This is a genomic window from Treponema sp. C6A8 (genome assembly GCF_000619925.1).
In the GTDB taxonomy this organism is placed as follows: Bacteria; Spirochaetota; Spirochaetia; order Treponematales; family Treponemataceae; genus Treponema_D.
Window position 1 is genome coordinate 47,048 of record NZ_JHVB01000010.1, and the last position, 22,580, is coordinate 69,627.

At 42.6% G+C, this 22,580-nt stretch carries 20 protein-coding genes; 11 read left to right on the forward strand and 9 right to left on the reverse strand.

Annotated elements, in window-relative coordinates:
* Nucleotides 1-224: 224 nt before the first annotated feature.
* From T530_RS0109400 to T530_RS0109420, 6 genes are all read left to right on the forward strand, one after another.
* A complete protein-coding gene (locus T530_RS0109400; RefSeq protein ID WP_027728787.1) occupies nucleotides 225-518 on the forward strand; it encodes a hypothetical protein in 294 nt (97 codons plus the stop codon).
* A 2-nt stretch (nucleotides 519-520) separates the two neighbouring features.
* On the forward strand, nucleotides 521-1,033 hold the full coding sequence (locus T530_RS0109405) for a hypothetical protein (RefSeq protein WP_027728788.1): 513 nt from the start codon (nucleotides 521-523) through the stop codon (nucleotides 1,031-1,033).
* Nucleotides 1,034-1,262: 229 nt separating this feature from the next.
* Complete coding sequence (locus T530_RS14075) at nucleotides 1,263-1,568, forward strand: hypothetical protein (protein ID WP_038074327.1); 306 nt, start codon at nucleotides 1,263-1,265, stop codon at nucleotides 1,566-1,568.
* Between the two features lie 2 nt (nucleotides 1,569-1,570).
* Nucleotides 1,571-1,720, forward strand: coding sequence for a hypothetical protein (locus tag T530_RS15140; RefSeq protein ID WP_156011606.1), 150 nt, complete (start codon nucleotides 1,571-1,573; stop codon nucleotides 1,718-1,720).
* A gap of 234 nt (nucleotides 1,721-1,954) precedes the next feature.
* Nucleotides 1,955-3,436: a DUF1846 domain-containing protein gene (locus tag T530_RS0109415; protein ID WP_027728789.1), complete on the forward strand. Its 1,482-nt coding sequence runs from the start codon at nucleotides 1,955-1,957 to the stop codon at nucleotides 3,434-3,436.
* Nucleotides 3,437-3,463: 27 nt separating this feature from the next.
* Nucleotides 3,464-5,947, forward strand: coding sequence for a homocysteine S-methyltransferase family protein (locus tag T530_RS0109420; RefSeq protein WP_038074330.1), 2,484 nt, complete (start codon nucleotides 3,464-3,466; stop codon nucleotides 5,945-5,947).
* Here the strand turns inward: T530_RS0109420 and T530_RS0109425 are convergent.
* From T530_RS0109425 to T530_RS0109445, 5 genes are all read right to left on the reverse strand, one after another.
* On the reverse strand, nucleotides 5,944-6,444 hold the full coding sequence (locus T530_RS0109425; RefSeq protein WP_027728791.1) for a hypothetical protein: 501 nt from the start codon (nucleotides 6,442-6,444) through the stop codon (nucleotides 5,944-5,946). The two genes, T530_RS0109420 and T530_RS0109425, sit on opposite strands and share 4 nt — an antisense overlap.
* Nucleotides 6,431-7,327, reverse strand: a complete 897-nt coding sequence (locus T530_RS0109430; RefSeq protein ID WP_027728792.1) for a ParB/Srx family N-terminal domain-containing protein — start codon at nucleotides 7,325-7,327, stop codon at nucleotides 6,431-6,433. Before T530_RS0109430 ends, T530_RS0109425 begins: the two co-directional genes overlap by 14 nt.
* A gap of 31 nt (nucleotides 7,328-7,358) precedes the next feature.
* Complete coding sequence (gene rocF, locus T530_RS0109435; protein ID WP_027728793.1) at nucleotides 7,359-8,267, reverse strand: arginase; 909 nt, start codon at nucleotides 8,265-8,267, stop codon at nucleotides 7,359-7,361.
* A gap of 192 nt (nucleotides 8,268-8,459) precedes the next feature.
* The gene (locus T530_RS0109440) at nucleotides 8,460-10,391 is read right to left on the reverse strand and encodes a long-chain fatty acid--CoA ligase (RefSeq protein ID WP_027728794.1); all 1,932 of its coding nucleotides are present in this window, start codon (nucleotides 10,389-10,391) and stop codon (nucleotides 8,460-8,462) included.
* Between the two features lie 88 nt (nucleotides 10,392-10,479).
* Nucleotides 10,480-11,373 carry a hypothetical protein gene (locus T530_RS0109445; protein WP_027728795.1) on the reverse strand — a complete coding sequence of 298 codons (894 nt, stop codon included), beginning with the start codon at nucleotides 11,371-11,373 and terminating at the stop codon, nucleotides 10,480-10,482.
* 127 nt (nucleotides 11,374-11,500) lie between these two features.
* Here T530_RS0109445 and T530_RS0109450 point away from each other — a divergent pair, with 127 nt between their 5' ends.
* From T530_RS0109450 to T530_RS0109470, 5 genes are all read left to right on the forward strand, one after another.
* Complete coding sequence (locus T530_RS0109450; RefSeq protein WP_027728796.1) at nucleotides 11,501-12,112, forward strand: biotin transporter BioY; 612 nt, start codon at nucleotides 11,501-11,503, stop codon at nucleotides 12,110-12,112.
* Between the two features lie 3 nt (nucleotides 12,113-12,115).
* The gene (locus T530_RS0109455) at nucleotides 12,116-12,856 is read left to right on the forward strand and encodes an energy-coupling factor ABC transporter ATP-binding protein (RefSeq protein ID WP_027728797.1); all 741 of its coding nucleotides are present in this window, start codon (nucleotides 12,116-12,118) and stop codon (nucleotides 12,854-12,856) included.
* An 18-nt stretch (nucleotides 12,857-12,874) separates the two neighbouring features.
* Entirely contained in the window at nucleotides 12,875-13,582 is a 708-nt protein-coding gene (locus T530_RS14810) for a hypothetical protein (RefSeq protein WP_027728798.1), read from the forward strand.
* Nucleotides 13,583-13,646: 64 nt separating this feature from the next.
* Nucleotides 13,647-14,702 carry a GTP pyrophosphokinase family protein gene (locus tag T530_RS14085; RefSeq protein WP_051537926.1) on the forward strand — a complete coding sequence of 352 codons (1,056 nt, stop codon included), beginning with the start codon at nucleotides 13,647-13,649 and terminating at the stop codon, nucleotides 14,700-14,702.
* 56 nt (nucleotides 14,703-14,758) lie between these two features.
* Nucleotides 14,759-15,346, forward strand: coding sequence for a hypothetical protein (locus tag T530_RS0109470; protein WP_027728799.1), 588 nt, complete (start codon nucleotides 14,759-14,761; stop codon nucleotides 15,344-15,346).
* A 19-nt stretch (nucleotides 15,347-15,365) separates the two neighbouring features.
* On the opposite strand, the gene T530_RS0109475 is transcribed toward T530_RS0109470, so the two are convergent.
* The 4 genes from T530_RS0109475 to carB all read right to left on the reverse strand — a co-directional run bounded on the left by T530_RS0109475 (nucleotide 15,366) and on the right by carB (nucleotide 22,546).
* On the reverse strand, nucleotides 15,366-16,418 hold the full coding sequence (locus tag T530_RS0109475; protein WP_027728800.1) for a biotin--[acetyl-CoA-carboxylase] ligase: 1,053 nt from the start codon (nucleotides 16,416-16,418) through the stop codon (nucleotides 15,366-15,368).
* Between the two features lie 123 nt (nucleotides 16,419-16,541).
* Nucleotides 16,542-16,706 (reverse strand): hypothetical protein, encoded by a 165-nt coding sequence (locus T530_RS15145; RefSeq protein ID WP_156011608.1) that lies wholly within the window; start codon nucleotides 16,704-16,706, stop codon nucleotides 16,542-16,544.
* 81 nt (nucleotides 16,707-16,787) lie between these two features.
* Nucleotides 16,788-17,726, reverse strand: coding sequence for an AbaSI family restriction endonuclease (locus tag T530_RS0109485; RefSeq protein ID WP_156011610.1), 939 nt, complete (start codon nucleotides 17,724-17,726; stop codon nucleotides 16,788-16,790).
* Nucleotides 17,727-18,154: 428 nt separating this feature from the next.
* Nucleotides 18,155-22,546, reverse strand: a complete 4,392-nt coding sequence (gene carB / locus T530_RS14090) for a carbamoyl-phosphate synthase large subunit (protein WP_081773712.1) — start codon at nucleotides 22,544-22,546, stop codon at nucleotides 18,155-18,157.
* Between the last annotated feature and the right edge of the window lie 34 nt (nucleotides 22,547-22,580).

Here is a 22,580-nt window from a genome sequence, read left to right on the forward strand (position 1 = left end):
AACGCGCGGTTTCGCTCCGCTCAACTGCCTTCGGCACTGTTCGTTTCTCGCGCCGGGGCAAGTTTTCAATTGTAAATTTAACCTTCCCAATCAAAAATTCTCCCCTAAAAATTTCGCTTCGCGAAAAATGTTCAGTGTACACTGAACATAGGATTGCATAGATCCTATGTTGCGAAAACTTCGCTACGCTCGTTTTCGCAACATAGTTGTGGGGGAAAAATTTTATGGATTTATTAAACAGATATTACTTATACCTTTTGGCATTAGGCTATACTGTTCATTCAACTAAGAATACACAAAACAGTATAACAAACTATGTTGATGCTGTAGACAATGTAGCTAATTGGGAACAAAAAAGTATTGATGAACTTGCAAGAGATATTAATAGTGTAATTCCTTTATATTCAAAAGGTGGGGCAAAGTATTCACAAGTTAGCAAGAACAATACTAGGACTTTGCAAGGCCTTATTCATTTTAAGGAATTTGTAGAAAAAAATTATAGTGCATATAGGGAATAATTATGTTTAGAGTAATCAGTAAAATATTCGAATCAGTTTATAATGAATTTGGTAAGCTGGACAGCTTGGAAGAAAAGCTTAGTCCAAAGCTTAAAGCACTTTTAGCGGCAGGACTTATAGGAACAGCATCACTTGGTATGCAAAGTTGTGCCCAGCCAACTGATGACAATTCTAGTTATCCTCCTGCCCTTGTTACAGATAATAACACCGGAGGAAAGACTACAGTGACATTGGAAGAACTTTGTGGTAATGATGAAACACATATTGCAAGATTAGCAACATGTAATACAAATCCTGTTGAAGAGCCATGTATTATTTTAGATGCTGAAGCACAAGATTATAAATATACAGGAAATGGCTTTACGGAAATAACTAAGAATGAGCAAAACTCTGGAACCTATTATGTTTACTCTTCTGGTGATTATATGCATTCATATCATATTCCTAAAGATAAAAAAACTGACTTTGATAAAGCTATTGCTTCTTATAAAGCAGCACATTTACATGCTAACTAATCAAATCCAATCAATTATCTAAAAGCCTTGGAAGTAAAAATCCAAGGCTCTATTATTTTAAAGCTATTCTATAAACTATGTTAGAATCTTTAGGTTATATGTTAATGTGTTTATTAGGTATTGCTGGTATTTGCGGAATTGTTATAGGAAGTTTTTATTTATTGAACAAAATACTTGATTAAAATCATTTTCATAATAAAGTTCAGGCTTTGTCTATATTATTTATATTATGAAAAGATTATTATTTGTATTAACTTTATTATCTACATTATTTCTTTCTTGTTCAAGTTATGTATCTGAAGGAAATAAATATGAAGAATTTATAGAGTATATTTATGTATCTAGTACACAAGAAACTAGACTCTATTACTGTTATCATACTATTACTGAGGCCAAAGCATTTAATAGAGGCTGGATTAAAAATATAGATTCTTGGCCACAATATGCTATGGAAAATCCTTATCTTGATACCAATGTAAAAAAAACTATACAACGAAATTCGAATTATAAGAAAAAAAGAAGAACAAATAATTAACAATGCAAAATCTGTTTACAATCATAAAATTACAGTCAGAAGTGTCTCCTGATGAGAAAATTATTTCTGAAAAAGAATATATGAAAAAATCAGGCATTACAAAATTTATGAATGATATTTATTCAAAACTTGCTATTACGGAAGAAAATTAAAAAACAGGTAAAGTATCTGATGTAGACGAAGCTATAGCAAATATCCGGGAAAAATATAGCTTGTAAACCTGCCTGCGAGCTTGCAGCGCAAGGGATTGGAGCAGCGGCGAAGCCGTACTTTGCGAAGCAAAGTATGAAGCGCGTTATGCGCGAAACTGCGAAAAGCCCGACCGCCGCAGGCGGATGCGCCCTGCATTGTTAAAATCCCAAAAATGTGTTAAATTATATTCCCGTATGAAATACGGATTTGATAACGAAAAATATCTGAAGATTCAGTCAGAGCACATTAAGGAAAGAATCGCCCAGTTTGGCGACAAATTGTATCTGGAATTTGGCGGAAAGCTGTTTGACGACTACCATGCGTCTCGCGTACTGCCGGGTTTTGAGCCGGACAGTAAGCTTAAGATGCTTATGCAGCTGGCAGATGTTGCTGAAATTGTAATTGTAATCAGCGCAGTTGATATAGAAAAGAACAAGGTGCGCGGTGATTTGGGAATTACTTACGATAAGGACGTTCTTCGCCTTCGTGATGAATTCCAGAGCCGTGGACTTATGGTAGGTTCTGTCTGCATCACTCATTACACTGGTCAGGAAAGTGCAAAAGCCTTCCGTGCCCGCCTTAAGAAGATGAACATTAAGGCTTACTACCATTATACAATTCCGGGGTATCCTTCGAATGTTGCCCTTATCGACAGTGACGAGGGTTACGGAAAGAACGATTATATAGAAACAAGTCGTCCTCTTGTTGTTGTTACTGCCCCTGGACCTGGTTCTGGAAAAATGGCTACTTGTCTTAGTCAGCTTTATCACGAAAATAAACGCGGAATTAAGGCTGGTTATGCTAAGTTTGAAACTTTCCCTATCTGGAACCTGCCTCTTAAACATCCTGTAAATATTGCTTACGAAGCTGCTACTGCCGACCTTAACGATGTAAACATGATTGACCCATGGCATCTTGAGGCTTATGGAAAAACTACTGTAAATTACAACCGCGATATTGAGATTTATCCTGTTCTTGATGCGATTTTCAAGGGTATTTACGGGGACAATCCTTATAAATCACCGACTGACATGGGTGTAAACATGGCTGGTCTTTGTATTTATGATGATGACGCTTGCCGCGAAGCCAGCTTCCAGGAAATTATCCGCCGCTATTACACTGCTACTAACCGTTTTGCGGATGGAAGCGGCACTGAAGAAGAAGTTAATAAAATCAAGCTTTTGATGCAGCAGGCAAATATCACAACTGATATGCGTAAGGTGACTGTTGCGGCTAAAGAAAGAGCTGCCCGTGCGGAAGGTCCGGCATCGGCTATTGAGCTGGAAGACGGCACTATTATTACTGCCGAGACTTCTCCGCTTTTGGGAACAAGCGCTGCCTTGCTTTTGAATGCGACAAAGCATCTTGCAGGCATCGACCACAAGGTAAAGCTTATTCCGGCTGAAATGATTGAGCCTATTCAGAAGATGAAGGTAAATTACCTTGCGGGAAATAATCCTCGCCTTCACACAGACGAGGTTCTTGTTGCCCTTGCCATGCTCAGCCGCGAGGATGAAAACTGCCGTAAAGCTATGGAGCAGCTTCCAAAGCTTAAGGGCTGTCAGGTTCACGCAAGCGTTATGCTCAGCGAGGTTGACCGCAAGATTTTCAAAAAGCTGGGTGTTGATTTGACCTGCGAACCGGTCAGCAAAAAGCAGAAATCTTTGATTGGATAAATATAAAAATTAAAAGCGGGGCTTGCGATGGTAAAGGCAGCGGACATTTTCAAGAAAGCTTATTCGGATTTTGTTTTTATTGACGGCGGATGCGGTTCAATTTTGCAGGCTCAGGGCCTACAGCCTGGCGAACTGCCGGAAACCTGGAATATCATTCATCCGGAAATCATTCAGAAAATGCACCGCGATTATCTGCTTGCCGGCGCAAATATCCTGACTTCAAATACTTTTGGCGCAAATATCAATAAATTTCAGCCGGGCGACATTAAGTTCAGCCTGGATGCTGTAATTGGTGCGGCAATTAAAAATGCCCGCGAGGCTATCCGCCAGGTTGAAAGCGACCCTTCCACCCCGGAAGCTGTGCGAAATCAGCCTCATTTTGTTGCCCTGGACATTGGTCCGCTTGGTAAACTTTTAAAGCCGCTTGGCGATCTTGATTTTGAAGATGCCGTACAAATCTTTTCTTATACAGTAAAAATCGGTGCAAAACACGGCGCTGACCTTGTTTTGATTGAAACGATGAACGACCTTCACGAAGCAAAGGCCGCCCTACTTGCCGCAAAGGAAAACTGCGATCTTCCGGTGCTTATTACCACTGCTTACGATGAATCAGAAAAGCTTTTGACCGGCGCTGACCCGATGACCGTAGTTGCAACTATGGAAGGTCTTGGCGCTGACGCCGTAGGCGTAAACTGCAGTCTTGGGCCTGACCAGATGTTCGGGATCGTTGAGCAGCTTGCCCGCTATGCCAGCGTGCCGGTTGTCGTAAGCCCGAATGCGGGACTTCCTCGTTCAGAAGGCGGCAAAACTGTTTACGACGTTGCCCCAGCTGATTTTGCCGCATCTATGGAAAAAATCGCTGACCTTGGCGCTACAATGCTTGGCGGCTGTTGCGGAACTACTCCGGCTCACATTAAGGCTATGAGTGACGCTGTGCGAACTCACAAGGCGCACGAAGTTACTCCTAAAAATGATACAATCATCACAAGCTACACACATAGCGTGATTTTTGATAAAAAGCCAGTGCTCATCGGTGAACGAATCAATCCGACTGGAAAGAAAAAGTTTAAGGAAGCCCTGCGCAACCGCGATATGGACTATATTCTGGGCGAAGCGCTTACCCAGAAAGAAAAAAAGGCGGATGTTCTTGATGTAAACGTTGGACTGCCGGAAATCGACGAGCCTCAGATGATGATTGACGTTGTAAAGGAACTTCAGGCGGTAATTGATTTGCCTCTTCAGATTGATACGACAAACCCTGTTGCCATGGAAAAGGCTCTCCGTATTTACAACGGAAAACCAATGATAAACTCGGTGAATGGCAAAGAAGAAATCATGAAGGAGATTTTCCCGCTGGCAAAAAAATACGGCGGACTTATCGTTGCCCTTACGATTGATGAAAGCGGAATCCCGGAAACTGCAGAAGGCCGCGTAGAAATTGCCCGCAAAATCTATGCCCGCGCCGCTGAATACGGAATCAAGCCAAAAGATATTATTATCGACCCGCTTGCAATGAGTATCAGCTCTGACCCGCAGAGTGCCATCACCACGCTGGATGCCCTGCGCCTCATTAAAGAGGAGCTGAACGGAAAGACAAGCCTTGGCGTTTCAAATATTTCTTTCGGCCTTCCTAACCGCGATTTTATCAACGCAAGCTTTTTCACGATGGCAATGCACAACGGCCTCAATGCCGGAATCATGAATCCAAGCTCTCTCGAGATGATGAAGGCCTACTACACTTACTGCGCCCTTCTTGCGGTCGACCAGAACTGCGCTAACTACATTGATTTTGCAACTAATTTACCTGCGACTGTGGCGGCAGCTGCAAGTGCAGTGCCATCAGCTGCTTCTGCAGTGTCCCCTGCCACCCAGCCAGAAGGCACTTCAAACACATCAGAACTAATTGAAGCTATCAAACGTGGACTTAAAGACCGTGCCGCTGCCCTTACAGCAGATTACCTTAAAACAAAAGATGCCCTGGAAATTATCGATGGGGAACTTATCCCCGCTCTGGATATCGTAGGAAAAGGCTTTGAAAAAAAGACAGTCTTCCTTCCTCAGCTTTTGATGGCCGCAGAAGCTGCCAGTGCCGCCTTTGGTGTTATAAAGCAGACTTTGGCCGCTGCCGGCGGTGACCAGCAGAAAAAAGGCAAAATCGTGCTAGCCACAGTAAAAGGCGACATCCACGATATTGGAAAAAACATCGTAAAAGTTCTGCTCGAAAATTACGCCTACGATGTAATCGATTTGGGAAAAGATGTTGACCCTCAGCTGATTGTAGATACCGTTCAGCGCGAAAATATCCGCCTGGTTGGTTTAAGCGCCCTTATGACAACGACCGTTCCTGCCATGGAAGAAACAATTAAACTCCTGCGACAAGCGGGAAGTCCTGCTAAAGTAGTGGTAGGCGGCGCCGTAATGACCCAAAACTACGCCGACATGATTGGCGCCGACAAATACTGCCACGACGCCATGGAAACCGTGCGCTACGCGGAAGAGATATTTAACTAAATCCCTAAATTTTTCTTAATCTCTGCAGCCCGTTCGATGATTTTTTCTTTCCAGTCATCGTCCTGGGCGTTGAGCTGGTAGGTGTTGTAGCCGTACTGCTGTCCCAGTGTGCAGACGATGGTCTCGTCATCAATATGCAGGGAAATTCTATATCTGTTAGGAAGTTTTTGAGGCAAAATTGTTTTATTGTCACGCTGAACTTCGGCCAGATGGCGCTGAGCGTTTACAATGCCGTCAAATCGTATGTGGTATAATCTGAAAAGTTTTTTAATGTAGCTTTGAGTTCTGTAAGATGAAGTATAAACCCAGACTTCGTAGCCAAGTTCCTGAAGTTTGTTTATGAGTTCTGTGGCGCCAAATCTAACGCGTTCCTTGTATATGGCGCTGAAAGGGAAAACAGGAGGCTTTTCTATCTTATGAGTTTTTGGCGAAACAAAGAGAACTTCGTCCAAATCAAACGAAATCCTCATTTTTTCCTGCTGATTATTGTTCTTCACTCTTTGCCATCTCCTCAATAATATCAATCACTGCTTTTGACCAGCCTGAAGATGCGTCGATATTATGTTCGTGGAAATCTCCAGAAGCTGTATCAATCTGAAGAACTAAATCATTATCGATATGGAGTGTGTGCTTGTATTTTTCCTTAAGAAGATTGTCGTATTTGCCCTTTACCTTATCTTTTCGTTTTTCTGTACCGGTTACAATTCCCGTTACATTTACGTGATATTTTCGGAAAAGGGCCTTTATATAATCATTTGAATAATATTTTGCGCTGAAAACCCAGATGTCATAGCCGTTTCTTTCAAGACATCTGAAAAGGGCAGGGATTCCAAGTCTAAGGCGTTCTTTGTAAATGCGGTTGAAAGGGAAGCCTAATGCTTTTTCTGCCTTGTCCTGGGCGGTATTTTTTTCATCAAAGAATACGATTTCATCCAGATCCATGGTAACGCGTTTATCATGCTTTGAATTTCGGATGATTTCCTTGATTTCGGCCTCGTGGGTCATGTTAACGATATTTATGTTGATTTTCTTCTTTTTGAGTTTGAAGGCAGCTGCCCAGCGGTGATGGCCGTTTAAGATTCTGTATCCATCAGGATAGAGTTTTTCAACAATCAGTGGTTCCTGCTGGAAAAAGTAATTACCTGTGACTTCGTAATTATGAACAAATTTCTGTGTGTATTCTGAAATAACCCTGTAGCTTGGACCAACTTCCGGATGAGTAAATTCGTCATCCGGGTTCATATGAAGTTTTTTGCAGGGAAGTTTTTTTATCAGAAGCCGCTGAAGTAGACCGGCTTTTACAGGCATCGAAATACCGCTGTATTTTGCAATATCGTCTGCAACGTATTTAGTCAAATCAAATGATTCATCAGCTTCCATAAAAAGCTCTCCTTTTTAGGGAAACAAAAACTTAATAGAGTGTTTCCCCTAAAATTCTTGCAGCAAGGCTTACAGCTAGTATAGCAGTCTGGTTTCGGATGTCAAGAATTGGATTTACTTCTACGATTTCTGCGGATTTTACCATGTTTGTAGAGGCCATTTCTTCCATTAAGAGCAGGGCTTCGCGGTTTGTAAGTCCGCCGGGAAGGGGAATACCGGTTCCAGGAGCAAACATGGGGTCAAGAACGTCCATGTCAAAGCTTACGTGAATCATATCTACTCGGGAACGGAAGAAGCATACAATCTGCTTGAGAACTGCAGGGAAGCCCTGGCGCTCGATGTCGCTCATTGTGAAAACTGTTACACCGGCTTCCTTCATCAGTTTTTTCTCGCCTTCATCCAGGTCGCGCTGACCTACAAAGCAGATATTTTTAGGATCAACTTTTACACCGTCGTAGTAAAGATTTGTAAGTTCAGGAATTCCATAGCCGGCAGATGCTGCAAGACATTCACCGTGAATGTTTCCGCTTGGTGTTGTTTCTGTGGTGTTGAAATCGCCGTGCGCATCTACATAGAGCACGCCCAGACGTTTGCCCTGCTTTTTTGCGCTGGCAGCGATACCGGCAATTGAGCCTAGCGCGATGGAGTGGTCACCGCCGATTGTGAGGGGGAACTCATCCTTATCTGCAATTTCTTCTACCAGTGCTGCGAGCTTGGTGCAGGCATTTGTGATTGGCTCAAGGTATTTTGCCTTAGGATTTCCGATTTTTTCGTATTCCTGTGTAGTTGCCTGAAAGATTGAAGAGTGCTCAAAAGTCTTGTGACCCAGGCTTTCAATCTTCTCTTTAATTCCGGCCAGTCGGATTGCAGAAGGACCCATATCCGACCCATGACGGCTGGCGCCAAAATCCAATGGCATTTCAAGTATGTGTACGTTCATTTATTTCTCCAAAATGGCTCCCGGTCAAGAAGCCTGAGTCAAAACCGCGCGATATCGCGCTACATGCTGTTTGCGGCAAAGTAACTATAAAATGTGCCGCTCACGCGGCACTCCACAAACAGAATGTTTTTGACTCAGGCTTCTTTCCCTCGCGCCAGTTTTAATTTAAAAAAAGGTAATATATTTGCAATGCTAATCCTCTTCCACAAACATTGCTTCTATCTGCTTTTTATAGATTTCGTTTATGCGGAAACGCATAATTTCCTGCTTAGCAGAAAGTTCAACGCCAACTTCAAAAGGCTTTGTAATCAGAGTGAACTTATTGATACGTTCAAACATCTTAAAGCCGTTCTTAGAAGAAATGAGGTTTGCAATTTCGCCTTCGTAAAGAGACTGAATTCCATTCGATGCAAGCAGGTTTTCGTAAGTATCGTACTGAATTCCGTTTTCTGCGGCATAGTTTTTAATTTCGTCTTCATCAACAAGAATTAAAGCTGCAAGATAGCGTTTATCCTGGCCAAGAACAACTGCCTGCTTGATAAAGCGTGATTCAGAAAGCTTCATTTCGATTGGAAGAGGCTCAAGGTTTTCTCCACCGCGCAAAACGATAGTATCTTTAATACGTCCCTTAATCTGAAGTTCGTTGTGAATTGTAAATACTGCAAGGTCGCCTGTGTCGAGCCAGCCGTCAACAGTCATAACTTTTTCTGTCAAATCAGGGCGCTTGTAGTAGCCTTTCATTACAGTAGGACCCTTAATCTGCAAAATACCCTGCTGACCGCGTTCAAGAACATAACCGTCCTGATCAACAATGCGGGCCTGAACTCCGCGGATTGGAGAACCGATTGTTCTGTAAATAGGGGCTGCAATAGGACGAACCGAAACGATTGGAGCTGTTTCTGTAAGACCGTAACCTTCTACGATTTCAACACCGATAGCCCAGAAGAATTCATCAATATTTTTAGGGTAAGCACCACCGCCTGCAATACCAACGCGGAAGTTAGAACCCAGCATAACCTTAATCTTGCGGAAAATAAGCAGATCACCCAGCCAGTAAAGAGGCCACATCAAAGACCAAGGCAGAATGAAGAGAATCCACCAGAGAACCGGGCGGTATGCTGTAAAGCAAGGATTCTGATTGAACATCTTTCTTTGCATTGCCTTATGAATTTTTGCAACTCCAACAAAGAAGTTGAAAAGTTTAAGTACAAGTCCGCCAGTTTTGCGCATTTTTTTAGTAACGCCGTCATAAACAGCTTCAAAAACACGAGGAACGGCAGGAAGCAGGTGAGGATTGAGCTTTTTGAAATCTGCCAGCAGAATTGAACCGATTGGTTTTGAATAGCAGATTGCTCCACCCTGAATCAAAATTACGTATTCTACTTCGCGTTCAAAAACGTGCCATACCGGGAGAACGCTGAGGGCGCGGTCGCCCGGGTTAATATAAATTCGCTCAGGAATTTCATCAAGCTGGGCCAGGAAGTTTTTATGAGTAAGCATTACGCCCTTTGGAGTTCCTGTTGTTCCAGAAGTAAAGATGATTGTAGCAAGGTCGTCGCCAGTTCCTTTTTCAACTTCAGCTTCAATTTCATCCTTGTGTTCTACACGCCATTTTTTACCGCTGTTTACTAGCTGATTAAAGGTGTAAAGTTCAACTGCGCCGGCCTTGCAGGCTCCACGAACTTCATCCTTAATATCGTCTTCAAGAGCGATGAGATTTTTGAGGGCAGGAAGTTTTTCCTTAAGGCTGAGGATTTTCTTTACCTGTGAATTATTCTGGGCAATTACATATTTACATTCAGTGATTGCAAGAATCTGTTCAAGGTCGATTAAAGTTGCATCACATCCGCGTGGAACGTCAACCGCACCAATCGAAAGAATACCGATATCCGACTGCTGCCATTCCGGGCAGTTATCAGAAATAAGACCAACAGGTTCAGTTCTCTTTACGCCAAGAACCAGAAGACCGGCACCAAAATCAAGACCAGTCTGATACATTGTTCTATATGTGATAGGTTCAAAATCACCGTTTTTAAGACGTCTGTACTGAGAAGGAATTTCAGGCCATTTTTCTGCAGACGTTTTAATCATCTTTGCTACAGTGTAGTTTTCTTCAAATACCATAAAAACCTCATTTAAAATAAAATGACAATTTTGCAAAAAGTGTAAAGTACTTAATTATATTGCGATTTAAATCTATTATCAACTTCTTCTAGTTTGACTGATATTGATTAAAATATGGCGCGAAATCAGGATTTTCTTCTACGAATTTCTGAGCTGCAACAAGGTAATCTTCCCAACTTGAGTAGAAAAGCTTGATTACGCCCGGAAAGCTTGTGAAATCGCCCGGAACAACATAGCGGTAGTTGATATTTTTTTCGATAAAGAGATTTTGAATTTCAGTAACATTATGCATTAAAACATAAGCCATAAAGGTTGAACATACGAATTTTTTAGGTGTTCTTTTTGGATTCAGGTCTTTATAGATGTTGTAGCTTTTTTTTGTCAGCTTAGGACTTCCGAATCCCTGATTTTTTTTGCTGACAAAGAATTTTCGTCTGATGTTATAGCAGGTATATGGGAAATTCTGCATTACAGAATATTTTACAGTCACGTTATCAAGAAAATACTGAACCATTTGCAGGGTGGCATCGTATTCAGAGCGTGGCACCTTCATGGCATAAACCCAGAGCTCTGATGAAACCGGGTCGCACTTTCTCATATAAGGATTGTTTGAAAGGTCTGTGCAGATTTCAAGCTTGAGCTGTTGCTTTCCGCCAAGAGTTACGCCGTAAAAATCATCGTTCAAATCAAAACCGATGGCAGCGTGGCTTACAAAAATGTCGCTGATATTTGTTGTGCTGATTCCGAACTTCAAAAGGTTTGTAACATTGAGGGGGCTTGAATAGCAGGGATTGTAGAGACGGAAGAAAATATAGGCTTCTTCCTCCGTAGCAGCGAGCTCCGGGGCCTCTATAGTAACTTTTTCTTTGTAATCATCAAAAATCTGAACAGTGCGTGTTGTACGGCAGCTGAAAAATAAAAAAACAAAGATGAGAAGTAAAAATTTAGTGATATTTTTATATTTTTTTATCAGCACTTTCATAAGAGAATATTTATTATAGTAAAAATCAGGCTTTTGGGGAATAAAGGGGAAAAAATGAAATTGATATTGTAAACTTTATTTTAAGTTTGAGGTTTACAATACTTTGAAAAAGGTATACATTGGCCTTATGAAAAATAAATCTACTTTGCGTCTTTCTTTCATCGCGCTTTTTGCGGCGGTAATTTGTGTCGGCTGTTTTATCAGAATTCCTCTTGGCGTTATTCCAATTGTTTTACAGAATGCCCTTTGTATTTTATGTGCTCTGCTTCTGGGCGGAATCTGGGCTGGAGCTCCGACTGCTCTCTTTTTGCTTGCGGGCTTAATCGGCCTTCCGGTTTATGCGGGCGGTTCCAGCGGCCCTGCAGTCTGGATTGGACCTACCGGCGGATTTTTGCCAGGCTATCTTTTGGGCGCTATTGTGGCAGGATTTGTCGCAGGAAAACCTTCAATTTCTGAGAAAAAACTTCAGCCTGTAGTGATTGTCCGTCTTGCCCTTGCAATGCTTCTGGGTCTTGCCATTTTGTATATTCCGGGCGTTATTCATTTTGCAAACTGGGCGACAGGCGCCGGTAAGGTTCCTGCTGATAAGTCTGTCTTTGCCTACACAATGGGAGTTTGCGTTATTCCATTTATTCCGGGTGATTTGGTAAAATATATTATCTGTCTTCCGATTGCCATTAAAATCAGACCGGTAATCGCACAGTATTTATATGCTGATGCCGGACAGAATGCGGAATAAAATATGCAGAAACTAATAATCGATAATATCAGTAAGGGTTTTAACACAATAAAAGGCCGCCGCCAGGTTTTGAAAAACGTGAGCTTTGAAATTGATGAAGGAAGCTTTACGGTAATCGGCGGTGAAAACGGCAGTGGAAAAAGCCTTTTGATGTCGATTATTGCGGGTCTGGAAGAGGCTGACAGCGGTAAGGTTAGCTGCTTTGGCAAGGTTGGACTAGTTTTTCAGGAGGCTGAAACGCAGATTTTAGGCGAAACTCCCGCTGAGGATATTGCCTTTGGTCCGAAAAATCTAGGCTGGAGCCGCGACCGTGTGAAGGAAGCGGTGGAGACTGCCCTTGAAAAAACTGGCCTGACCCAAAAACGAGATTTTCCTGCACGATTTCTTTCGGGCGGGGAAAAACGCCGTCTTGCAGTTGCCTGTATGCTCGCCATGGATCTGCCGGTTTTGATTCTGGACGAACCTTACGCAAATCTTGATTACGAGGGCGTAAAACAGGTGAACGCCCTTTTGCGTGATTTGAAAGCCCAGAAAAAAACAATAATTCTTCTTACCCACGAAATTGAAAAATGTCTCGGCCTTGCAGACCGCTTTATCGTGCTTTTCCGCGGGGAAAAGGCCTTTGACGGGGCGCCCGGGGAAATAGGCACAGGGGCAGGGGGCAGCGGCACTGTCAACGTGGAAGACTGGAATATCCGAAACCCCTTTAATTCTTATAAGAATGTTGAAGATTTAATCTGGTAGCGGGCGGAAGGTGACCTTATGATAAAATCCGGTAAAAACAGCCTTGCATTCTCTTACAAAGCGGGAAACTCTTTTATTCACAAAATGCCCCCGGTGGCAAAAATCCTCCTTATTCCTTTTGTAAATATCCTGGTTTTTAACCTTCCTTTTGAATTTTCCCTGGGATTTTTGATTTTTCAGGCGGCGCTTGCTTTTGCGATTAAATTTACACTTCGCGAACAGCTGCGTGATTTACGACCGGTTTTATATTATGCGGTGATTTTGTACGTTTCAGGTTTTATTGCAAACTTGTGTGCGGCGCTGACAGCTGAGGACGGCACCGGCATTTGGAAGGAGGCCTTATACCAATCTTTCATCATCACTTTTAAAAATCATGAAACTTTCAAAATGCTGGTAAAACTTTTCTGCGTCATGCAGAGCGCTTCAATCCTCTTCAAAACTTCAACAACCCTTCAAATCCGCGAGGGAATAGGCGTAATTGAAACTGCCATCAGAAAAATCCTTCCGGTCAGCAAAAAAAATACTTTAACCGACACAATAGCGCTTTTTATCTGCTTTATCCCAATGGTTTACAAAAACTGGCAGCTTTCAAAAAGAGCCTGGCTTGCCCGTGGCGGCCGCAGCGGCATCAAAATGATGAAATCGATTTTCCCGGTATTTTTCAGCGTTGGAATTAAACAGGCCTATAATGCAGCCCGCGCAGTAGCAGTCAGAAGGGCAGAATAAAAAAATAAAAATTCTTTGAAAATTGAAAATTTCATATTACAATTTTTGTTAAGAGTTTTTAGATATGAATGCAAAAGAAAAAATGATTATGGAAGAATATCGGGAGTCAAAACCCGATTTCGAGCGGCTTGAAAAAGAAGTCGTTGCCATTTTGCAGGACATTGCCGACAGCTGCAATATTCAGATTTATGCAATAAATCACCGCGTTAAGGAAGAAAAAAGTCTTGCGGGCAAACTTGAACGCAAGGGCGATAAATATTCATCCCTTTCTGATATTACGGATATCCTTGGAACCCGCGTTGTCTGCTTCTTTTCCGATGAAGTTGATAAGCTTGCGGCTCAGATTGAAAAGCGTTTTGACGTTGACTGGAATGAGTCAATCGATAAGCGTAAATATCTTGATGTAAACACTTTTGGTTACCTTTCGGTTCACTATATCTGTTCTTTAAAACCAAACGGAAAATATCCGCCTGAGCTCATAAACAAACGCTTTGAAGTTCAGATGTGTTCCCTTATGCAGCACATCTGGGCAGTCATGGAACATGATTTGGGCTATAAGACTAAATTTGGTGTTCCGACTGCGGTTAAACGTGATTTTTTCCGACTTGCGGGGCTTTTGGAAATTGCCGACGAGCATTTTGTAAGCATCAGGGACAGTGTTTCTGATTATACAAAAGAAGTTCACGAAAGAATTATTGCAGATACAGCCGGTGATATTCCGATTGATTCAGTTTCACTTGAAGAATACATGAATAACAGCAAGAGCATGCAGAATTTTCTGCGTACAATTTCCAATGTCTGCGAGGCTGAAATTTCAAAGGAAAATCCGGATAACTACCTTGAACAGCTGGACTGGCTGAAAAAGCGTACAATCGGAGATCTTCAGCAGATGCTGGCGGACAATTACTCCCTTGCAATGCAGATGATAGAAAAGCTTCTTGCCACTTCGGATCTGGATATTCTTTCTTCGACGGTGGCCCTTCGCTTCTTGTGCCATGCGGAACTGGTTAATAAACGCTACGGCAGGGAATTAATGGTAGATTTCCTTATGCTTTCGATGAAAGACAGAGAGCGTGCTGAAAGATATGCAGACAATCTGATTAAGGAATACGGAAAATAAAAAATTTTGAAAATACGAAATTTTCATAATATAATTTTATTTAGAGAGGAGAAAATATGAAATCTACAGTATATGAACTTAATACGAATGCCGGTTCACTTGAAGTTTTATTGAAAGAAAGTGAAAAAACTGCTTCTTATGCAAATTTAAATAAACAGCAGACTAGGGAACTTAGACTTCTTGCCGAGGAGCTGATTGGAATGCTTCCTGAACTTCTCAGCTTTAATAAAGGTCAGTTCTGGATTGAATGTGAAGGTTCTTCTGTTGAACTTCATATTTCTCTTGTTCCTCACGACAACCTTACTGCTGAAAAGCGTGAAAAGATTTTGTCTCTTTCTTCTGATGGAAAGAATGCCGCCGCAGCCGGAATTATGTCTAAAATTAAAATTGCGGCAGAATTTATGCTGATTGATTATGAAAATTCTCTGGCAAATGCTCCGTCATTTGTTACTTTTGGTTCTGGAGTAGGAAACAACAGTCATTCTGGAAGCTGGACTTTGAATAATTACCGCGCTAAGGCAAAAGAAGACCAGGATGAAAAATGGGATGAACTGGAAAAATCGATTATCGCAAATATTGCAGACGATGTAATTGTTGGCTTGCGTGAATCGAAACTTGAAATTACTGTAAAAAAGGCTTTCTAAAGCTTATATAAATTTTTTTTCAGACAAAGGACTCTGATTTAAGGCTGACTTCGCCGGAAATCAGAGTTTTTTTTGTGCCGTCGGGAAGCTGCACTACAAGGGCGGCATTCTGGTCTATGTCGACTGCGGTGGCTTTGTAGATGCCCTGGGTACTGTCGATTAAAGTGTGAACTTCAACCTCGCGGCCGATTATGAAAGAGAGCGCTTTGTATTCTTCGATGACTGATGTAGCCGGTTCTCCAAGCACTTGAAGAGTTTCGCCCGCGATTTGGGCTGCCAGCTGGGCTCGGGTTACTGAGCGGGTAGTGGCGGCATCGAAAATGCCTCCTGCCACTTTAGAAAGCTCCCCGCCAAAGGCTTCGGCATTTTCTTCAATGTTCACACCAATTCCGATTACGGCAGCTTCAATTATGCCGGTTTCAAAATTGGTCGTGCCTTCTGTCAAAATTCCACAGATTTTCTTTCCATTATAAAAAATGTCGTTTATCCATTTGATTGAAGGCTGAATGCCATAAAGTTTTTTGATTGCCCGGCAGACTGCAACGGCGCTGAAGGCTGTAATTTTTGCAGGATCTGTAATGCCCCCCTTTGGCGCATATATTACTGTAAGGTAAATTCCGGTTTTTGCCGGAGAAACAAAAGTGCGCCCCGAGCGTCCGCGACCTGCGGTCTGTTTTTCTGCAACGATTACAGCGTTATTATAGGTTTTTCCGGCAGAAGTGAGCTGGCCGTCAGCTGTACGCAGAGAGCCGCATTCAGAAAGCCAGCGTTTTGCCTGAATATTTGTTGAGTCAATTTCCTTAAAAACTTCGATTCTGGCGCCCGCAAACTGGGGGAAGGAGCCATTAAAGGCTGTGGCTAGGGCTTCTGTCGTCAAAACGTCGCTGGAAGCGAGGACGTAGCCGCCGTTTGTTGTGCCGTTTATGTTGTAGCCTTCTTCGCGCAAAGAATTAATTGCCTTCCAGACGGCAGCGCGGCTCACCCCGCAAAGCGAGGCAAGCTCTTCGCCGCTTAGCACAGCTCCCTCTTTTGAAGAAGTTAAGATTTGCAATATAGTCGATTTTGTACTCATTATGCTTTCCCGAAAAGTTTTTTGTTCAGTGCGCTAAGGCCTGTAAATTTATTCCAGACATTTTTTGATTCAAAGGTTATGTGGTTTTTTAATTATAGATAGTGTTTTATAAATTTCATAGTATTAATAATATACATTTGGATTTAAAATTATCCTTTCATAGCCTAAAAGATATTTTTTATTTTCCTTTAGACTTTTTTCAATTAATTCTTTTACATTGTCTTCCAATATAAATATATTTTCTTTTGAATCTACATAAACTGGTATTTCATCTGGAAGTAAATCCATAAAATAACCACTAAATTTCTTTTTAAAATTTAAAAAATATCTTCAGTAAAATCCATGTTAGGTTCTCTTAATATTTGTATTTTATGGCACAGGAAACAAATCTTTTATTTTTATTTCAGTAGCAATACGTTTATAAGTTCTTGTTTGAACACCATTATTTGTTTTTAAATTTGACGGACTATATACACCAAGGAATTTTACTCTATCCATTCCGAAACTGTCTCTGATATGCATAAAAATAACACGATCAACATCATGCCAATCACCATCGGGAACATTTTTTGTATCACATTTTTCCATATCTCCAACAACTTCAAAGATAGTTGATTTATCTTCACTTAATGTGTTTTCCCAGCCATTTTTAGTTTTTACAGTTCCGTCATCAAGTTTTATTGCAAGATATGGAACCCATAATTTGTATGAAGAATTTAATTTTACGAAACATCTACCTAAATTTTCTACATTATGACCCAGTAAATTATAGATCTCGGTTACACCTTCATAATCAACATCATCTGTAGTAGAAAAGAAGCCTTTTTCTAAAATTGCTTTTTTTCTCTGTTCATTATTTTCCCACGAAATGCTTTTTCCATCTTCTTTTTCTTTTTTTGATATTAATTTTTTTACATAGTTTACTTGTTCACAAATTTGAGCATTTACTTCATCATAAGTTTTTGGAGAACCATCAGAATTAAAAATTGCAATTCTTCCTTCTTCACATTGAATTGCCGATAGAACATCTTCTGCTCGGATTTCATCTAAAATTATATTTTCTTCTGCTAAATGATGACTTTCATCAACTTCAATTCCATATTTTAGTTGTGGAAAATACAAGTCTAATAAATAATATTTTTTCTTATTTGTTTTTGAATAATTAGGATTTTTTACATATTGCTGAGTAATAGGAATTAAATCTGGATTTGCGATTTTTGTATAAATAGAATTTATGACAAAATTTTCATATTTTTTACCTTTGGTTCTTTTATTCAGCATTAGAGCCAAATGTTCTAGTTTTTCCATCTTTCTCCTAAGCGCCCCAGTGCGGGCGTCCACATAACAAAATTTCTACGTATCCGGCATAAAAGTCTTATGCTGACAAAAAAGTGTCGGTATAAGACTTTTATGGAAATGTCGTATATGTTTATTTTATATCAAATTATGAATAATTAGTAGTTTTTATGCGGATGTCGTAGCCGGATTCAAGAAGATGGGTTGCAAATGAGTGCCGGAAGGTATGGCAGCTTTTATTTGTTTTGTAAATTCAGGAGTCAGCACTTTATATTGTAGTTTTCCCCCGGCGCGAGCGTGGAGGGTGGCGAAGCCAGTCTTGCGAAGCAAGACCGACCGTAGGGGAGCCCGGAAGGCGACTGGGAAGGGGGCACTCGCCCAAAAAAAATCCCGGCAAGATCCGTTTTTGCGGAAGTTGCCGGGGTATTTTGCGGTGGAACTTAAATCTCCACTTCTCCTTCGTAGCAGATGCTGGTGTTTCCGCTGAGGAAGACGGTTTTGCCGGTGTATTTAACAATCAGGTTGCCGCCGCGGACTTTTACGGTGATGTTCTGGTCAACCGGGCTGAAGCCGTTCAAAACTGCGGCAACTGCGGCTGCACAGGCACCGGTACCGCAGGCAAGGGTTTCGCCGTTTCCGCGCTCCCAGGTGCGCATCTTCAATTCGTTAGAGCCCACAACGCGCACAAACTCGGTGTTGGTACGCTGAGGGAAGGCCTTGTGATGCTCGATTTTTGGTCCGTCTTCGCAAACCGGCTCTTTATCTACAAACTTACTGAAGATTACGGCATGAGGGTTTCCAACGCCAACGCAGGTAACCTTGTAAGTTTTGCCGTCCACCTTGAGCGGCTGGTTGATGATTGCCTGTTTTGGCAGAAGGGCCGCAGAGTCGGGATTTGCGTTGATTTCGCTTGCGGGAAGATCTGCCAGCTTCAAAGTTGTAGGAAGAGTTTCCGGAGCAAAGGTCGGCTCTCCCATATCAACTGTTACCGAAGTAACCTTGCCGTTCTGTTTGTAGAGGATAAGGGTTTTTACGCCGCTTCCGGTTTCAATTGTGATTGTTTCGGTTGCGTCGGTTTTCTTTCCGTATTTTTCGCAGATTCCGTTTACGTTGTAGTCGTAGAGGTACTTTCCTACGCAGCGGATGGCGTTTCCGGCCATTTTTCCTTCTGAACCGTCCAGGTTGAAGAAGCGCATTTTGGCGTCGGCAAGAGAAGAGTTTTCAATAAGAACAAGGGAGTCTGCTCCGATTCCGCCGTTTCTGCGGTCACAGAGGCGAACTGCAAGGCCGGCTGGATTTTTGATTTCCTGTTCCATTGCGTTGATGACGATAAAGTCGTTGCCGGTTGAATCCATCTTTGTAAAGCGGATTTTCTGCTTTTTGTCGCGCAGCTGGTTGATATCGACAAGTTCAACGTTTTCTACCGAGTATTTTGACTTAAGGCAGTTTGCGATTGCGTTTGCGGTATCGATTGCTGTAAGACAAGGGATGTCGCGTTCTACGGCGTGGCGGCGCATTTTTACGCTGTCGGCACGAGGGTCGCGTCCCTTTGCAGAAGTGGAAATTACATAGTCAATTTTGCCTGAATCCAGCAGGGTCAAAAGGTTGTCATCAGGATTTTCGTGAATCTTGTTTACAACTTCAACTTCCATTCCAAAGTCGCGGATTGTTTCTGCGTTTCCTTCGGTTGCGTAAAGCTTAAAGCCAAGATCGTAGAACTTGCGGGCAAGGTCAGGAAGCTCGTAGCGGTCGGTTTTGCGGACGCTGAAAAGAACTCCGCCGCCGTTTTTGCCTTCTCCGTCTTCGCCGGAAGCTGAATCTCCGGCACGTTTCATATTGTAGCCGGCGCCGATAAGTCCCTTGAAAATTGCTTCTTCCATTGTAGAAGCAATTCCCAGAACTTCACCTGTAGATTTCATTTCAGGTCCCAGGTGTGTATCTACGTCCATCAGTTTTTCAAAGCTGAATACAGGAACTTTTACGGCAAAGTAAGGAGGCAGGCGGTAAAGACCGGTGCCGTAGCCCATGTCGCGGATTTTTTCTCCCAGCATGGCACGGGTAGCAAGTTCAACCATTGGAACGTTTGTAACCTTAGAAATGTAAGGAACAGTTCTGGAAGAACGAGGGTTTACTTCAATAATATAGAGATCGTTGTTGTAAATCAGATACTGGATGTTTACAAGTCCTTTTGTTCCAAGCTTAAGGGCCAGGTCTGTAGACTGATTTATGATTTTTTCGCGCAGAACATCGTTGAGATTCCAGCTTGGATAAACAGCAATCGAGTCGCCTGAGTGAATACCGGTTCGCTCAATATGCTCCATGATTCCCGGAATCAGAACGTCTTCGCCATCACAGATACAGTCAACTTCAAGCTCAGTTCCCATCATGTACTGGTCAATCAAAACCGGATTTTCAATTCCCTGGGCAAGAATAATCTTCATGTATTCTTTTACGTCGGCATCGTTGAAGGCAACAATCATGTTCTGACCGCCCAGAACGTAAGAAGGTCGCAGCAGAACCGGGTAACCCAGTTTTTTTGTTGCGGCAAGGGCTTCATCGGTATTCATGACTGTAAGTCCCTTAGGACGCTTAATGTTGAGTTTTTCACAAAGCTCTTCAAAACGCTCGCGGTCTTCGGCAAGGTCGATTGCATCAGCACTTGTACCAAGAATCGGGATTCCCTGCTCAGAAAGGAAGTTTGCAAGCTTGATTGCCGTACCGCCGCCGAATGCAACTACAACTGCAACCGGCTTTTCTGTGTTGATAACGCCCATAACATCTTCCGGAGTGAGCGGTTCAAAGTAAAGGCGGTCTGCTGTGTCAAAGTCGGTAGAAACGGTTTCCGGGTTGTTGTTGATGATTGCAACCTCGTAGCCAAGCTTTTTAAGGCTCCATACGCACTGAACGCTGGCATAGTCGAACTCAATTCCCTGACCAATTCGGATAGGGCCTGAACCAAGAACGACAATTGTGCCTTTGGAAGGGGAAAGTCTTCCCCTCGCTCCAGCTGCTGAAGCATCTTCCGCTACCCCTTCGCCTAGGTGGCTGCCGCCCCCTAAAACCCCTGCGTGTAAATTATTCAGGAAGATTTCAGCTTCGTTTTCCTGGTCGTAGCCGGCGTAGAAATATGGTGTTTCTGCACTGAACTCGCCGGCGCAGGTATCAACCATCTTAAAGCTGCTTGGAATGTGGGTAACTTTTCCCTGTGCGCGAAGGTCGGCCAGCTTTTTATTGTTGGCGTCGATTGTATTCGCGGTAGAAGCTTCGTTTTTATCGTGTTCGATAACACCAGTGCTTCCCGGAATCTTTACGCCGGTCATGTCTTCAATTACTTTGTCAGGATAGCCGTCTTTTTTAGCTTCCAGGTAAAGTTCCTGGGTGAGCTGAGCTTTTCCGGCCTTAATTTCTGCAAACTGAGCTTCACGGTCCACAAGCTTTTTCATCTTGTTTAAGAACCATTCGTCAATCATTGTTACGGCGTGGATTTCGTCAACGCTCATAATTCCGCGTTTAAGGGCCTGGAAAACGGCAAATACGCGCTGGTCGGTGCAGTCTGCAACACGCTCTTTGATTTTTGCGTCGCTTTCTTCTGCAAAAACCTTAAGGTTGAGCGAGTTTACGCCGATTTCAGCACCGCGGGCAGCCTTCATCAAGGCTTCTTCAAAGGTACGGCCGATGGCCATAACTTCGCCGGTTGCCTTCATCTGAGTTCCAAGCTTGCGGGCAGCGTAAACAAACTTGTCGAATGGGAATTTAGGGAATTTTACTACAACATAGTCCAGAACCGGTTCAAAGCAGGCAGCTGTCTGTTTTGTAACAAAGTTTGGAATTTCGTCCAGGTTGTAGCCAATCGCAATCAAAGCCGCAACTTTTGCAATAGGATATCCTGTTGCCTTAGAAGCCAGGGCCGAAGAACGGCTTACACGAGGGTTTACTTCGATTACGGCATATTCAAAAGTTTCAGGATTCAATGCAAACTGACAGTTACAGCCGCCTTCCATTCCCAGAGAAGAAATGATGTTAAGGCTGGCAGAACGCAGCATCTGATATTCTTTATCACTAAGAGTTACAGCAGGCGCAATAACGATAGAGTCTCCGGTGTGAACGCCAACCGGGTCAAAGTTTTCCATTGAACAGACAGTCATTACGTTTCCGCTGTGGTCGCGAACAACTTCAAACTCAATTTCCTTCCAGCCCGAAATACATTTTTCAACCAGAATCTGGTGAATAGGCGAGCGGTGAAGTCCGTTATGAGCAATTTCGTCAAATTCTTTTTCATCATGGGCAATACCGCCGCCGGTTCCACCAAGCGTAAATGCAGGACGAATAATTGCCGGGAATCCGATTCCGTTTTTTACAAAATCAAGGGCGTCTTCATAAGTTGTAACAACCTTAGAAGGAATACAAGGCTCACCAATGCTTTCCATCGTGTCCTTGAACATCTGGCGGTCTTCTGCCTTATCAATAGTTTCCGGTTTTGCACCAAGCAGGCGTACATTGTGACTTTCAAGGAAGCCCGATTTTGCAAGCTCCATACAAAGAGTCAGACCAGTCTGTCCGCCAAGAGAAGAAAGAATGCTGTCCGGTTTTTCCTTTTCAATAATTCTCTGAACAGTTTCAACAGTAAGCGGCTCAATGTAGATGTGATCAGCCATACTGTGGTCAGTCATCAAAGTAGCCGGGTTAGAGTTTACAAGAACAACTTCAAGTCCCTGCTCCTTCAAAGCCTTACAAGCCTGGCTTCCCGCATAGTCAAATTCCGCAGCCTGGCCAATAATAATCGGACCAGAACCGATAACCATTACTTTATGAAGATCTTTGTTTAAAGGCATTTGTTTTCTCCTGTGTAAGCGGGCCGGTCAGAGC